Below are 13,527 nucleotides of genomic sequence, written 5' to 3' on the forward strand. Positions count from 1 at the left end.
GGCGGCCGAGCCGCCGGAGGACGCGCCCGAGCCGGCCCGCCCCGAGCTGTGGCCGGCCATCGCCGAAACCGTCGGCGACGGCGTCGTCCCCCTCCTCCTGGGCGGGCACGAACACCTCGGCTGGGCGTCGCCGCTCGACCTGGCCGACGCGGGCGTCCCGGTGCTGGCGGTGCACGGCACCGCGGACGAGGTGGTCCCGGCCGAGTGGAGCCGTCGCTACGCGGAGAAGAGCGGGGAACGCCGTTACGTCGAGGTCGACGGCGGGACCCACTTCGACGTCACGCGGCCCCAGCACCCGGTCTGGCCGTCCGTCGCCGAGTGGATCGACGTCAGGACCGGCCGCGCTGGTGCTCGGTGATGTCGATGAGGACCCGCTTGAACTCCTGGTAGTCCCGCGGCCCGACGCGCTCCTCGTGCCGCCGCTGGATGGCGGCCATGATCGCGTCGGCCGCGCGCATCTGGGCGAGCCCGCGCCCGGTGGGGCAGATCAGCTTCGCGCGCCGGTCACGCGGGTCGGGCCGCCGTTCCACGTACCCGAGTGCTTCCAGTTCGTCGACGAGCGTCCCGATGATCTGCTTGTGCTGCCCGGACGAGCGGGACAGCTCGGTCGCCCGGACGCCGCCGTCGTCCAGGTACGCGAGCACGGCGCCGTGGCGGGGCTTCAGGTCGTCGAAGCCCTGGGCGGCGAGCGTGGCGAAGAGCTCCCGCTGGACGGCGAACAGCAGCCGGCCGGACAGGACACCCAGGTCGGGGTCCGTCGCGTTCCGCTCCGCCCGGGTCGCCACGTCACCAGCTTAACGACCCGGCTCTCGTGCGGAACAGTCCAACAACCCGGCGGTGCTGTTGGTTGAACTTTGCCCGATTCGCCGCTAAGCTCCGTTCCGCACTGGGAGCGCTCCCACATGGATCAGCACCACCTCATCGCCGAGAATGGAGGCCCATCCATGCGCAAGTGCAACATCCTCGCGCTGATCATCGCCACGCTGACCGGACTGCTCATCTGGGTACCGGCGGCGTCGGCGCACGGCACCATCGTCAGCCCCGCCACCCGCGCCTACCAGTGCTGGACGGACTGGGGCAGCCAGCACACGAACCCGGCCATGCAGCAGCAGGACCCCATGTGCTGGCAGGCTTTCCAGGCCAACGCCGACACCATGTGGAACTGGATGAGCGCGCTGCGGGACGGGCTCGGCGGCAACTTCCAGGGCTCGACACCCGACGGTCAGCTCTGCAGCAACGCGTTGTCCCGCAACGACTCCCTCAACACCCCGGGCGCGTGGAAGACGACCAGCCTCGGCAGCAGCTTCTCGATGCACCTGTACGACCAGGCCAGCCACGGGGCCGACTACTTCCGGGTCTACGTCAGCAAGACCGGGTTCGACCCCACCACCCAGCGCCTCGGCTGGGGCAACCTCGACTTCATCACCCAGACCGGGAAGTACGCCCCCGCCAAGGACATCACGTTCGACGTGCAGACGTCCGGGGCCTACCGGGGACACCACGTGGTCTTCACGATCTGGCAGGCCTCGCACCTGGACCAGACCTACATGTGGTGCAGTGACGTGAACTTCGGCTAGCGGAGCGCGGCGAGGTAGGCCGAAACCGCCTCGCCGTCCCCCGCGTCGGAGATCAGGCCGAGGTGGCCGTCGGGCCGGATCAGCACGAGCGTGCGCTCGGTCGCGCCGTAGGCCTCGGCGAGGTGACCGGCGGTGTCGGCGATTTCGCCGGCACCGGCCGGCCGGTCCACCACGCGGAAGGTCCGCGGGCCGGGTGGCAGTGTCGCGCTTCCGAAATCCAGCACCGTGAAGCCGCCGCCGCGGGTCAGGTCGAACAGCCGGCGCGGACCGTCCACTGTCGACAGACCGGTCGTGTCCGGAGCCCGGTCGCCGGCGCGCAGCGCGGCCGTCTCGTCGCGGTCGTCGCGCGCCAGGACGGAGCCGCGGTAGTTCACGGCGAGCTGCGTCGTCCGGGCGTCCCCGCGGATCGGGATGCTCCGCTCCTCGATCGCCTCCTTGAGGCGCGCGTCGGAAAGCGCGAGCACGTCCGCGGCGACCGGGCGCCGTTCGGCCTCGTAGCTGTCGAGCAGCACCGGCGAGGCGCCCATCGCGAATTTCCAGCCGAGGTTGTGCGCGTCCTGGATGCCGGTGTTCATCCCCTGCCCGCCGGCGGGCGAGTGGATGTGCGCGGCGTCGCCGGCGAGGAACACGCGCCCCTCGCGGTAGCGGGCAGCGAGCCGGACGTTGGCGCGCCACAGCGAAACCCACTCCGGCTCGCCGAGCCGGAGGTCGGTGCGGCCGCTGCGCCGTTCGAGGACCGCCCGCAGGTTCGCCAGGCCGAGCCCGGGATCCTCGCCCGGCGCGACGGACGCCTGGTACTGGAACAGCTCCGTCGACGGCAGCGGGCAGAGGGTGACGAACCCTTCCCCGTGCGTCCACATGTGCCAGGCGTCGCGGCCGAGGCCGTCTACGCGGACGTCGGCGACGATCATCCGCACCTCGTCGCGGGTTTCGCCCTCGAACGGGATCCCGGCCCGCTTGCGGACGACGCTGTGGCCGCCGTCGCACCCCACCAGCCACCGCGCGGCGATGGTTTCCGCCCGGCCGTCCTTGACTAGCACCGCCGACACGCCGTCGCCGGACTGCTCGAAGCCGTCGAGCGCGGTGCCGAACTCGACGGCGCCGCCGAGCTCCGCCAAGCGCAGCCGCAGGGCTTCTTCGACCCGCCATTCGGGCGTGATCAGGCCGGCCGGGTAAGGGATGCCGGGCCGCTCCCCCGCCGGCGCGGGGCCGTTCGACGTCACGCGGCCGTCCGGGCCGGTCAACCGGATCGGCATCGCCAGGCGGCCGTGGGCGAGCACGCGGTCGACCACGCCGAGGTCGTCGAACACCTCGAGCGAGCGCGGCTGGACCCCCTTGCCGCGCGAGCCCGGCCGCGGGCCGGGCTCGGCCTCGACCAGGCGGAACGGGACGCCGCCGCGCGCGAGTTCGCAGGCCAGCGTGAGCCCGGTCGGGCCGGCACCGGCGATCAGCACTTCGGGTGACATGGTCCCTCTTCTCACAAGAAAGGAATGACTTTCTTAACAGCGTAGCCCCGGTTGTCGAGAAAGTCATTCCTATCTATCGTGAGGTGTGCCCACCGAACCCGTCCGCCGCCGCCGGCACGGCAAGCAGCTCGAAGCCGAACTGCTCGCCGCCGCCTGGGCCGAGCTGGTCGAGACCGGGTACGCGCGCCTGACGATGGAGTCGATCGCCGTCCGCGCCCGCACCAGCGAGGCCGTGCTGTACCGCCGCTGGGCCCACAAGGACGAGGTCGTCCTGGCCGCGCTCGAGCAGTACCGCGCCACGCACCCGGTCGCCGACCACGACACCGGCACCCTGCGCGGCGACCTGATCGCCAAACTGCGAGCGGTGAGCGAAAGCCGCGCCAGTTTCTTCGCCATCGCCGCGGCCACCGCGTTCTCGGGGCTGCTGGCGGGCACCGGCCTGACCCCCGCGGAGGTTCGCTCGAAGATGATGGGCGAGGAGGCGAACCCCCGCGAGCGGGCCGTCTACCGGCGCGCCCACGACCGCGGCGAGATCGACCTCGAACGCTTGCCGGACGCCCTGCTCGAAATGCCGTTCGAACTGGTGCGCCATGATCTGCTCATGGAGCTCAAGCCGCCGTCGCCCGCCCGCATCCGGGCGATCGTCGACGAGCTGTTCCTGCCGCTGCTCGACCGGGCTAGAGGGTGAACCCGACGCGCGCGATCACCGGGCCCCAGCGCTGGTAGGTGGCGAGGTCGTCGAGCACGCTCGGCCAGGTCTGGAGGGTGAACCCGAGGCGCGATCGCCGGGCCCAGCACCAGTAGGTCGCGAGGTCGTCGAGCACGCCCGACCGGAGCTAGAGAGTGAACCCGAACCGGGCGATCACCGGGCCCCAGCGCTGGTAGGTGGCGAGGTCGTCGAGCACCCCGGGCCGGTGGCTCGCCTCCAGGCCGCGGTGCAGGCGCGCCCATTCCGCCGAGTCGTGGGCGGGGACAGCGGGGGCCAGTTCACCAGGCTCGGCGTCCTTCGTCCCCGGGGCCAGCTGCGCGACGAAACCCGCCCAGCTGTCGCCGTCCGCGTCCTGGAGGGCGAGGAGCAGCGGGTTCGCCAGCGTCGGGTGGCCGGCGACCGCCGCGAGCAGGGTCAGCACGGCCTGGAACTCGCCCGGCCGGCCGTCGCCGCCGAGGAAACGCGAGCGTGACCCGACGTGCCGCGTGGCCCGGATCAGGCGGTAGGTGTTCATCAGCCGCTTCGCCGCGCGCGGGCTGGTGACCAGGGCGCCCAGCTGCTGGGCGAATTCCACCTCGGGCCCGGTGAGCCCGATCCGCTCCCCCGGGTCGGCGGCGGCCGCGGATCCGGGCTCGACGACCAGCTTGGCCCGGCCCTGCGTGCCCTTTTCGCTGGTGGTCACGACCTGCCGGCCGGTGTCGATCGTGTCCGGCGAATCCGCGGGCACCGGCGGCAGCGGGAGCTCCGCGACGCTCCCGACCAGCCGGGCGTAGGCCGGCGGCTCCATTTCGGGCAGGGTGAAGGGGATCTGGAAGATCTTCTCCAGGTACTCGATCGGCATGCCGCGCAGGTAGGCGTCGGTACGGGGATCGCCGCCCACGGCGAGATCGCGGTACTGGTGCCACAGGCTGCTGCTCAGCCAGCGCGGGTCCACGCCGACGACGACCACGAACAGCTTCAGCGCGAGCAGCAGGTGCACGGCTTCGAGCACCTCGAGGACCTTGGCCGGCGGGCACCGGTCGAGGTCGTCGATGTAGAGCACGACGCGGGAGACGGGTTTGACGCCGGCCTCGACGCTCTTGCTGTGATCGCGCAGAAGGGCGTCGAGGAGCCGGAAGTCGCGGTGCAGCGTGCCGACCACGCCCTGGTGCTTCTGGTACCCGGAGGCGCGTTCGCTGAGGAACTCGTACAGCTTCCGCCCGACGCTGAGCGCCTCGGCGGCGGCCCGGGCGGTCGCGATCTTCTCGTCGAGCGCGGTGATGGCCTGGGTGGTCTCGGCGATCGCGCGCTCGGCGTCGGCGAGTTCGAGGTCGAGGACGCGCTCCTCACGGCTTCGCTTGCTCCGCAGGGTTTCCCGGGCCTCGCCGGTGATCCGGATCGCGTCCTGGACGTGCCCGAGCGCGGTGTTGACCCGCTTCGCGGCCGGCCGGATCAGCTGGGTGACGCCGACGATCGAAGCGGCGGTGGCGCCCAGCGAGTAGAGCCACTCGACTCCCCCGCGCCCGGCGAGCGCGATGGTGAGCACGGCCAGCACGGCGAACGCGGCGGCGAGCGTCCCGAACAGGGACTTGCGGCTGATGCCACGCCAGAGGGCGGGCAGGTAACCGGCTGTGGTGCGGAGGTCCTTGCCGAGCCCGGAGAGTTCGTCGACGGCCGGTTCGAAGCCGAGCTCTTTCGAGATGTCCTGCAGCTTGCTCTGGACTTCGGGGTTTTTCGCGAGCTCTTTGGCGACGTCGGTCAGCCGGACCTTCCCGATCTCCGTCTTGCGCTTCTCCGCGGCTTGGGCCCGCCGTCGCTTGAGCTGCTTGCGCTCGCCTTCCAGCTGCACGCACTCGGCGTCCAATGTGGACTTGGCGTCGCGGTAGGTCTCGAGCTCGGACAGCAGCGCCTCGCGCTGGGCGCGGTGCGCGTCGCCGTGGCTGCGGTGCCATTTCTCCCGGAGGCCGGGGTCGACGGGCTCGGGGTCGGCCAGGCGCTCGAAGATTTCGATCGCGAGACTCGCCCACAGGCTGGTGTCCGCGTAGTGCCAGGCGTTGAAGCGGATCTGGGTGATGGTGAACTTGCCGTCGCCGGGAACGCGGGCAGCTATCCGTTCGCGCATCTTCTCCATGAAGAAGCTCTTGCCGGTGCCCCACTTCCCGAAGAGCCCGATCGACAGCGGCGGCGTGACTTCAGGGTCGGTGATGACTTCGCAGACGGCGTCGACGTACCCCTGGACGTCGAGCTGGTCGGCGCCGCCGGTGCCGTCGTTGCGGTAGCCGTGGTCGAAGCGGACGCCGTTCAGGACGGGCCAGAGGCGTGACCCGGGCGGGGCGACGGCCTCGTCGATCTCCGTGAGCAGCGCGCTCCAGGCGCCCTCGCTTTTGAGCGACTCCAGCAGGTTGGGCGCTTCGAGCCCCAGCCCGAGGAGGAACAACCGCCCGTCGAGCACCTCGTGCCGGGTCTTCGCGACGACGTCGGCGTCGAACCACCGCGCGACCAGCTCGTACCACTCGTCCCAGTCGCGCTGCCGGCGCGGGCTCCGGGTGACGACCGACCCCAGCCGGCCGGCGGCGTACTCCGGGTGCCGTCGCGCGATCGCCCGGACGATTTCCACCGTGGTCAGCCCGGTCGCGGGGAGGCTGTCGGCCACCGCCTGCATGCTGCGCGACAACGGCACCAGCCCGTGGGTGGCCGTCCCGTTGAGCCGTGAGAGGTTAGCCAGGGCCAGGTCGACGTCGGCGCCCATCTGCTGCAGCCGCAGGGGCAGCTCGCCGCCCCGTTGGCTCCGCACCGACCGCATGATCGCGATCGCGACGTCCGCGAGGTCGACGACCCGGCCGGGCGGCAGCACCCGCAGGTGGGCGTCGAGGGCGCCGGCGAACTCGGGTGCCATCGGCCCGTCACCGGCGGACGAGCCAACCGTGAGCTTGTCGAGCGAGAGGATCGACCCGAGCCGGTCGGGTTCCACTCCGCTGTCCAGCAGCGCGCGCCTGATGCCCTCGTCCAGGATCATGAGTGCCACGAGCGCCGTGGACCTGCTGATCCCGGCGGTGTCGCCGGCCCCCGTCAACTGGCGGTACCGCTGCGCGGCCGAGACCGTCGCGGCGAACTCGGGGATCCGCGGGCCCGGCGTGCGGCCCGACGCCTGGATAAGCTTCACGACGGTGGGCGGAGTGTCGTTCACCCTCGGTGAGTCGCCCTCAGCCGGGTGATCGTTTCAGGGCTTGGTCGATCGCCGGCATGTTTTCCTCCGCCCACGTCCGCAAGGCGGCGAGCGGGACTTCCAGGGACAGGCCCAGCTCGGTCAGGCGGTAGTGCACCTTCGGCGGGACCGTCGGCTCCACCCGGCGGGCGACGAGCCCGTCGCCGGTCAGGCTCTGCAGGGTCGCCGACAGCATCTTCTGCGAGACGCCCGGCATGCGGCGTTGCAGCTCCGCGAACCGCACCTCGGCCGGGGCGGCTTCGGCCAGCACCTTGACCGCCATCGACGTCCACTTCGTGCCGATGCGGTCGAGGAGCTTGCGGGTCGGGCAGGCGGGGTCGAAGAGGTCGCCGCGCGTGCCTTTCGGTGAGGGGGTCACCTGGAGCTCACCACCTGTCGGGAAAGTGCCGTCTTGGCCCGGCCGGGCCGGTTACTTACGCTCAGCCGGTAACCAATGGTAACCCCCTGGAGGACGTCACGTGCGCGAGCTGCGGATCAAGGCGAACGGCATCGAGGTGAACGTGGCCATCGCCGGGCAGGGACCGGCTTTCCTGCTCCTGCACGGCTTCCCGCACACCTGGCGGCTGTGGACGGAGGTCGTCCCGCACCTCGCCCGGCACCACCGCGTGATCGCACCGGACCTGCGCGGCCTCGGCGCGACCACCGGTAGCGGCGGCTACGACGCGGGAACCCTCGCCGACGACGCCGAAGCGCTCCTCGACGCGCTGGGCGAACCCGAGGCGACGGTCGCGGGCATCGACGCGGGCACGCCACCGGCGTTCCTGCTCGCCATGCGTCGGCCGGAGCGGGTGCGGCGGGTCGTGCTGATGGAGTCGCTGCTCGGGCGGCTGCCCGGCGCCGAGGAGTTCCTCGCGGGCGGGCCGCCGTGGTGGTTCGGGTTCCACGCCGTGCCCGGCCTCGGCGAGACGGTGCTCGCCGGGCACGAGGCCGAGTACGTCGAGTGGTTCCTCGACGCCGGCACGCTGGGGCGCGGAGTGCCGGCGGCGATCCGGGACCACTTCACGGCCGCGTACACCGGGCGCTCCGCCTTGAGGCGCGCTTTCGAGCACTACCGGGCGATGCCGGAAAGCGCGCGGCAGATCGCCGACGCCGTCGCGGGCGGAAGGCTTACCGTGCCCACGACGGCGATCGGCTCGCATCCCGTGGGTGACGCCCTTGCCCGGCAGCTGCGTCCGGTGGCCGACGACCTCACGGAGCACCTGATTGAGGACTGCGGGCACATCATTCCGCTGGACCGGCCCGACGCCCTCGTGCCGTTGCTGCTCGGCTGACGAGCGGCGGCGGGCCGGTCCGCAGGTCCAGCTGGCGAGGGCTGCACGAGCCGCCACCGCCCGGCGATTCCGGGGCGCCCCGGAACCGCCGGTCCGGCACCCGCAGCGTCAGCCCAAGCCCTGCTGTCCCAGCCAGTCCTTCGCCACGTCCGCTGCCTTCTCACCCTCCGAATCCACTCGCTTGTTCAGCTCGCGCATCCCCTCCGTCGTCAGCTTCGCGCTCACCGCGTTGACCACCGCCGCGAAATCGGGGCCGCGTTCGTCCAAGATCTTCTTGTTCACCGCCGGGACCACGTTCTCCGTGGGCACGATGTTCAAGTCGTCCTTGAGCGCCACGTACTTCGGGTCGCCGGCCAGGGGGCTCACCGAGTCGACCGGGATCACCGTGACCGCGCCGGAATCGAGCTGCTGCACGCGCGGGCCCAGCTCCTGCACCGTCTGGAACGTCACGTTCGTCAGCTTGTAGACGTCCGTGAAGCCCCTGAAGCACGTCGTCCGCTTCTCGCACTCCGGGCCGCCCGCCAGGACGGCCTTGTCGAGCTTCTTCAGGTCGCCGATGGTCGCGATGCCCTTCGACTGCGCCAGATCCGCCTTCACGATGTAGGTGTTCTTGTCTTCGGCCGGGGCGTAGTCCAGCAGCGAGACGCCGCTGGGTTCGAGCAGCTTCGCCAGCTGCTCGTGTTCGCCCTTCGCGTCCTTCACCGGCTCCTTGCCGAAGCCGGCGGCGATCGCCGAGCCCTGGTACTCCGGGATGAACTGCAGCTCGCCCGATTTCAGCGACGGGTAGATCAGCTCCCGCGAGCCCAGGTTCAGCTTCTTCGCCACCGGGTAGCCCTTGGCTTCCAGCGCCTGCGCGTAGATCTCGGCCAGGATCTGGCTGTCGGTGAAGTTGAAGGACGCGACGACGATCGGCGCCCCGCCCTTGCCCGCCGCGGCGGGCTTGTCGTCCCCGCCGCCGCACGCTGTCAGGCCCAGAGCGGCCACCGCCAGCAGCGCGGCCACTCGGATGTTCCGGGTCCAGCCCACGTCCCACTCTCCTTCGTCAAGATCGGACGGTCAGGACCCTAGCCAGCACCACCGACAGAAACCACATGCTGGGATCACCCGGCGAGGTGCGCACGCAGCGTCGAGCCCTCGTATTCCGTCCGGTACCGGCCCTTGCGCTGCAGGATCGGCACGACGTGGTCGACGAACGCGGTCAGCTCGTACGGCAGCGTCGATCCCATGATGGTGAACCCGTCGACGGCGCCGGCGTCCTGCCAGGTGAGCACGTGGTCGGCGAGCTGCTCGGGCGTGCCGGCGAAGTGGGTCTGCCCCGCTCCGCCGGTGATCCGCGCCGCGATCTCGCGCAGCGGGGCCTCGGGCCGCTCCCGCGCCGCCGCCGCGAGCTGCTGCAGCCGGGACGAGCCGCCGCCGTCCCGCAGTCCGGCGGGCAGCGGGGCGTCCGGGTCGAACGCGTCCGGGTCGAGGCCCGCGGTGTACAACGCGTTCTGCCAGCGGAATTCCGGGCTGGCCAGCTCTTCCAGCCGCGCCGCGCGCGCCTTCGCCTCGGCTTCCGTGCCGCCCAGCGTCACCATCAGCGCGGGCAGGACCTTGACGGCCGACGGGTCCCGGCCCGCCGCGACGACCTGCGCGTCCAGCTCGGCGCGGAACTTCACCGCCGCTTCCAGCGACGGCGGGCCGGAGAACACCAGCTCCGCGTACCGGGCCGCGAGCCCGATCCCCGCGGCCGACTGTCCCGCTTGGACGAGCACCGGCCGCCCCTGCGGCGACCGCGGGAACGGCAGGACGCCTTCGACGTCGTAGAACCGGCCGTGGAAGCGCGGCGCGCGCAGCTTGGCGCGGTCGGCCCAGACGCCCTTCTCGCGGTCGCCGACGATCGCGTCTTCGTCCCAGCTGTCCCACGCCCGCGTGACGACGTCGACGAACTCGTGCGCGCGCTCGTACCGGTCGGCGTGGTCGGGGTGGGCCTGCTCGCCGAAGTTCGCCGCGGCCAGCGGGGTGATGGTGGTGACGATGTTCCAGCCCGCGCGGCCGCCGCTGAGGTGGTCCAGCGTGGCGAACCGCCGGGCCAGCTCCCACGGCTTGCTGTAGGTCGTCGACCCGGTGCCGATCAGGCCGATCTTCCCGGTGACCGCGGCCAGCGCGGACAGCACGGCGACCGGGTCGAACTGCGTCTGCGGCAGGTGCGTCACGCGGTATTCGGCGATGGCGATGTTGTCGGCCAGGAAGATCGAGTCCATCAGGCCGCGCTCGGCGGTCCGCGCGATGTCCGCGTAGTACGGCAGCCCGAGCACCCCGCGGACGTCGTCGTCGACCACCCGCCACGCGGACTCGTGGTAGCCGTTCGGCCAGATGAAGGCGTTGAAGTGCAACGAACTCACAGCGCGGCTCCTTCGATCGTGCTCGCCGCGTCGGCGGCGGTGCGCCCGTGGACGGCCGGGCGGCCGCCGTACGGGTCCTGCCCGGTCCACAATGCCGTCGGCGCGGCCGCGCGCACCACCGGCACGACCTCGGCGGCGAAGCGTTCGAGCATGGCGAGCTGCTGCTCGTGGGGGATCATCGTGGGCAGGCTGAAGGACTGCAGGTCGTGCCCGTAGGCCTCGTGCCACCACAGGATCTTCTCGGTGATCTGCGCCGGGCTGCCGACCAGGACCGGCCCGCGCGCGATCGCGTCGTCGATGGTCGGGAACTCCATCGCGTTACCCGGCGTGTGGTTCCCCGGCTGGTTGAAGTACTCGACGATCCGCTCGTAGGTCGGGCCGAACGCCTCCCGCGCCTCCTGCGTGGTGTCGGCCAGGTACAGGAACCCGGCGCCCGCCCCGACGAAGGCGAAGCGCGGGTCGTGGCCGTGTTCGGCGTAGTGCTTCCGGTAGTGCTCGATCAGCACGGTGTAGTTGTCGCGCGGCTGGATCGCGTTCGCGGAGAACAGCGGGTCGCCCCACCGCGCGGCCAGCTCGGCCGACGTCACCGTGGTCGCGGAACCGTGCCAGACGCGGGGCGCGCCGGCGAACGGGCGCGGCAGGCTGGTGACCTCGCGCAGCGGACCGCGGAACCGCCCCTCCCAGGTGACGTCCTCCTCGCGCCAGAGCCGCCGCAGCAGCGCGTACTTCTCCGCCAGCGCGTCCCACTGGTCGCCGTTCCCGATGCCGAACATCGGCAGCTGGCGCAGCTCGTTGCCCTTGCCGATGACCAGTTCCAGCCGGCCGCGGGACAGCTGGTCGACGGTGGCGTAGTCCTCGGCGACGCGCAGCGGGTCGTGGATCGACAGCACCGAAACGCCGGTCTGGATCCGGACGCGGCTCGTCGTCGCGGCGATCGCGCCCAGCAGCACGGTCACGCCGCTGCTCAGGAAGTGGCCGGCGTGGCGTTCGCCGAGCGCGACGGCGTCGAACCCGAACTCCTCGGCGTAGCGCGCCGACGTGAGTGCCTGCGCGAAGCGCTCGTCGGTGCGGATCCGGCGGCCGGTCACCGGGTTCGTCAGGTGGGGCAGGATGTCCAGGACCTGGAATCTCATCGCGGTTCCTCGCTCGCGCCGGGGGTACGCGGTCATCGTGCGGAAACCGGCCGGCCGGGCGGCGGCCGTCCCACCCCTCGGACGCTCAGGTGCGGCGCAGCCCGTTGACCAGGACCCGCACGAGCCGGCGCGGGTCGTAGGCGGTGCCCGCGCCCGCGCACAGGCTGCCGACGCCGCGCATCAGCTCGTACGGGTCCTGGCCGGGCTCGATCTCACCGGCCGCCGCGGCCGCGTCCAGCAGCCGCGTGCACACCGGCCCGAGGCGCTCCAGGAAGTACGCGTGCAGCGGGTCGTAGCACGGTTCGTCGGACTGCAGCACCGACGCGAGGCCCTGCTTGGTGATGACGAAGTCGACGAACCGGTCGATCCACGCCACGAGCGCCCGGTGCGGCCCCGGTTCGCTCGCGAGCAGCGCCGGGCCGGCTTCGGCCAGTGACTCGACCTGCAGCCGGTACACCGCGAGGATCAGGTCGGCGCGGGTCGGGTAGTGGCGGTAGATGGTCGCCGTGCCCACCCCGGCCCGGGCGGCGATCTCCCGGATCGGCGCTTCGACGCCGGAGGTCACGAACACCGCGGCCGCGGCTTCCAGGACGTTCTCGGCGTTGCGCCGCGCGTCGGCACGCTTCACGTCCGCAGGCTACCGGCCCCGGCCCGGTCGCCGACGTCCAGCAGCAGCCCGGCGAGTTCCGCCGGCGCGGTGATCATGCAGTCGTGGCCGGTGGCCAGCTCGCGCACGTCCGCCGGTTCGCCGTTCGGCTGCACGGCGGGTACCGGGCGCCGGTCGAACCCTTCGGGCTTCACCGTGCAGTGGATGTGCGTGCGCGGGATGGCGTCGAGCGCCGGGTTGTCCATGGCCACCGGCTCTTCCAGGCACCGCAGCGACTGGTCGCCCAGCATGGTCCGCACCCAGGCGATGTCGCCGGGATCGGTCACCCCGAACAGGCCGAAGGGCGCGGGGAGCTCGGGCAGCGGCGGCACGCGCCAGCCGTCGCCGAGCATGGTCCGGGTGGCCGGCATGACGTCGAGCGCGTTCTCCCCGTCGGTGGGCACCATCGCGTCGAGGTAGACCAGCCGCGCGATGCGCTCGGGCACCTGGTTGGCGACGGCGGAGATCACCAGTCCCGCGTAGCTGTGGCCGACCAGGACGACGTCGCGCAGGTCTTCCTCGACCAGCAGCCGCACGACGTCGGCGGTGTGCGTGCCGAGCCCGACGTCGGGACCGAGCAGGTGCGCGGTCTCGCCGTAGCCGGTCAGCGTCGGGGTGAAGACGCGGCGGCCGCTCGCCGCCAGGTGGGGCACGACCCGCGCCCAGGCCTGCCCGGTGTGCCAAGCGCCGTGGACCAGTACGTACGTCGTCGTCATGAACGGTCACCCTTCAAGTGGGACATTGTCCCGGTTACTATATGGGACAGCGTCCCACTTAGGAAGTCTGGGGGTCCCACCAGACTTCGCGCCCGCCGCTGGGCCGGCCCCGCCCGCGGGCGGTTCACTGGGGCTCCCCCGCGCGTGCGGGCGGAGAACGGGGAACCGGGCGCAATGCGGATGGCCGAGCTCAGCGCGGAAACGGGTGTTCCGGTCGCGACAGTGAAGTACTACCTGCGCGAGGGACTGCTGCCCGCCGGCCGCCGGGTCGGGCCGAACCAGGCGCAGTACACGCCCGAGCACGTCAAGCGGCTGCGGCTCGTCTGCGCGCTGCGCGAGATCGGCGGGCTGTCGCTGGCCGAGGTGGCCGACGTGCTGGGGGTGCTCGACGCCGGCCGCGCGGCCCGGGTCGTGCTCGGC

At 72.0% G+C, this 13,527-nt stretch carries 15 protein-coding genes; 5 read left to right on the top strand and 10 right to left on the bottom strand.

Annotation, left to right across the window (positions count from 1 at the left end):
• On the top strand, window positions 1–358 hold a 358-nt coding region (locus tag G3I65_RS32230; RefSeq protein WP_160699446.1), incomplete at its 5' end, for an alpha/beta hydrolase.
• On the opposite strand, the gene G3I65_RS32235 is transcribed toward G3I65_RS32230, so the two are convergent.
• The gene (locus tag G3I65_RS32235; RefSeq protein WP_160699447.1) at window positions 330–785 is read right to left on the bottom strand and encodes a MarR family winged helix-turn-helix transcriptional regulator; all 456 of its coding nucleotides are present in this window, start codon (window positions 783–785) and stop codon (window positions 330–332) included. The two genes, G3I65_RS32230 and G3I65_RS32235, sit on opposite strands and share 29 nt — an antisense overlap.
• A 159-nt stretch (window positions 786–944) precedes the next feature.
• Between G3I65_RS32235 and G3I65_RS32240 the strand changes: the two genes are divergently transcribed.
• Window positions 945–1,577, top strand: coding sequence for a lytic polysaccharide monooxygenase (locus G3I65_RS32240; protein ID WP_160699448.1), 633 nt, complete (start codon window positions 945–947; stop codon window positions 1,575–1,577).
• Here G3I65_RS32240 and G3I65_RS32245 read toward each other — a convergent pair.
• Window positions 1,574–3,043: an FAD-dependent oxidoreductase gene (locus tag G3I65_RS32245; protein ID WP_160699449.1), complete on the bottom strand. Its 1,470-nt coding sequence runs from the start codon at window positions 3,041–3,043 to the stop codon at window positions 1,574–1,576. The two genes, G3I65_RS32240 and G3I65_RS32245, sit on opposite strands and share 4 nt — an antisense overlap.
• A gap of 85 nt (window positions 3,044–3,128) precedes the next feature.
• Here G3I65_RS32245 and G3I65_RS32250 point away from each other — a divergent pair, with 85 nt between their 5' ends.
• Entirely contained in the window at window positions 3,129–3,731 is a 603-nt protein-coding gene (locus tag G3I65_RS32250; RefSeq protein WP_160699450.1) for a TetR/AcrR family transcriptional regulator, read from the top strand.
• On the opposite strand, the gene G3I65_RS32255 is transcribed toward G3I65_RS32250, so the two are convergent.
• From G3I65_RS32255 to G3I65_RS32265, 3 genes are read right to left on the bottom strand one after another with little or no spacing between them, the layout of a single operon-like run.
• Window positions 3,721–3,867, bottom strand: coding sequence for a hypothetical protein (locus G3I65_RS32255; protein ID WP_160699451.1), 147 nt, complete (start codon window positions 3,865–3,867; stop codon window positions 3,721–3,723). The two genes, G3I65_RS32250 and G3I65_RS32255, sit on opposite strands and share 11 nt — an antisense overlap.
• Window positions 3,868–3,879: 12 nt before the next feature.
• On the bottom strand, window positions 3,880–6,894 hold the full coding sequence (locus G3I65_RS32260) for a P-loop NTPase fold protein (protein WP_160699452.1): 3,015 nt from the start codon (window positions 6,892–6,894) through the stop codon (window positions 3,880–3,882).
• 40 nt (window positions 6,895–6,934) lie between these two features.
• Window positions 6,935–7,315 carry a helix-turn-helix domain-containing protein gene (locus G3I65_RS32265; RefSeq protein ID WP_160699453.1) on the bottom strand — a complete coding sequence of 127 codons (381 nt, stop codon included), beginning with the start codon at window positions 7,313–7,315 and terminating at the stop codon, window positions 6,935–6,937.
• Between the two features lie 100 nt (window positions 7,316–7,415).
• Between G3I65_RS32265 and G3I65_RS32270 the strand changes: the two genes are divergently transcribed.
• A complete protein-coding gene (locus tag G3I65_RS32270) occupies window positions 7,416–8,228 on the top strand; it encodes an alpha/beta fold hydrolase (RefSeq protein WP_160699454.1) in 813 nt (270 codons plus the stop codon).
• 108 nt (window positions 8,229–8,336) lie between these two features.
• Here G3I65_RS32270 and G3I65_RS32275 read toward each other — a convergent pair whose 3' ends face one another.
• From G3I65_RS32275 to G3I65_RS32295, 5 genes are all read right to left on the bottom strand, one after another.
• Window positions 8,337–9,254: an ABC transporter substrate-binding protein gene (locus G3I65_RS32275; RefSeq protein WP_309235834.1), complete on the bottom strand. Its 918-nt coding sequence runs from the start codon at window positions 9,252–9,254 to the stop codon at window positions 8,337–8,339.
• Window positions 9,255–9,328: 74 nt separating this feature from the next.
• Entirely contained in the window at window positions 9,329–10,612 is a 1,284-nt protein-coding gene (locus tag G3I65_RS32280) for an NtaA/DmoA family FMN-dependent monooxygenase (protein WP_160699455.1), read from the bottom strand.
• A complete protein-coding gene (locus tag G3I65_RS32285) occupies window positions 10,609–11,745 on the bottom strand; it encodes an LLM class flavin-dependent oxidoreductase (protein ID WP_160699456.1) in 1,137 nt (378 codons plus the stop codon). Before G3I65_RS32285 ends, G3I65_RS32280 begins: the two co-directional genes overlap by 4 nt.
• Window positions 11,746–11,830: 85 nt before the next feature.
• Complete coding sequence (locus tag G3I65_RS32290) at window positions 11,831–12,373, bottom strand: TetR/AcrR family transcriptional regulator (RefSeq protein WP_160699457.1); 543 nt, start codon at window positions 12,371–12,373, stop codon at window positions 11,831–11,833.
• Complete coding sequence (locus G3I65_RS32295; protein ID WP_160699458.1) at window positions 12,370–13,107, bottom strand: alpha/beta fold hydrolase; 738 nt, start codon at window positions 13,105–13,107, stop codon at window positions 12,370–12,372. Before G3I65_RS32295 ends, G3I65_RS32290 begins: the two co-directional genes overlap by 4 nt.
• A 174-nt stretch (window positions 13,108–13,281) precedes the next feature.
• Here G3I65_RS32295 and G3I65_RS32300 point away from each other — a divergent pair.
• The coding region (locus G3I65_RS32300; protein WP_160699459.1) for a MerR family transcriptional regulator at window positions 13,282–13,527 on the top strand (246 nt) is incomplete at its 3' end.

Source organism: Amycolatopsis sp. SID8362 (genome assembly GCF_010550475.1).
In the GTDB taxonomy this organism is placed as follows: Bacteria; Actinomycetota; Actinomycetes; order Mycobacteriales; family Pseudonocardiaceae; genus Amycolatopsis; species Amycolatopsis eburnea.

Coding starts and splice junctions, on each gene's coding strand:
- G3I65_RS32240 (WP_160699448.1), top strand. CDS start 945: ATGCGCAAGTGCAACATCCTCGCGCTGATCATCGCCACGCTGACCGGA.
- G3I65_RS32245 (WP_160699449.1), bottom strand. CDS start 3,043: ATGTCACCCGAAGTGCTGATCGCCGGTGCCGGCCCGACCGGGCTCACG.
- G3I65_RS32285 (WP_160699456.1), bottom strand. CDS start 11,745: ATGAGATTCCAGGTCCTGGACATCCTGCCCCACCTGACGAACCCGGTG.
- G3I65_RS32295 (WP_160699458.1), bottom strand. CDS start 13,107: ATGACGACGACGTACGTACTGGTCCACGGCGCTTGGCACACCGGGCAG.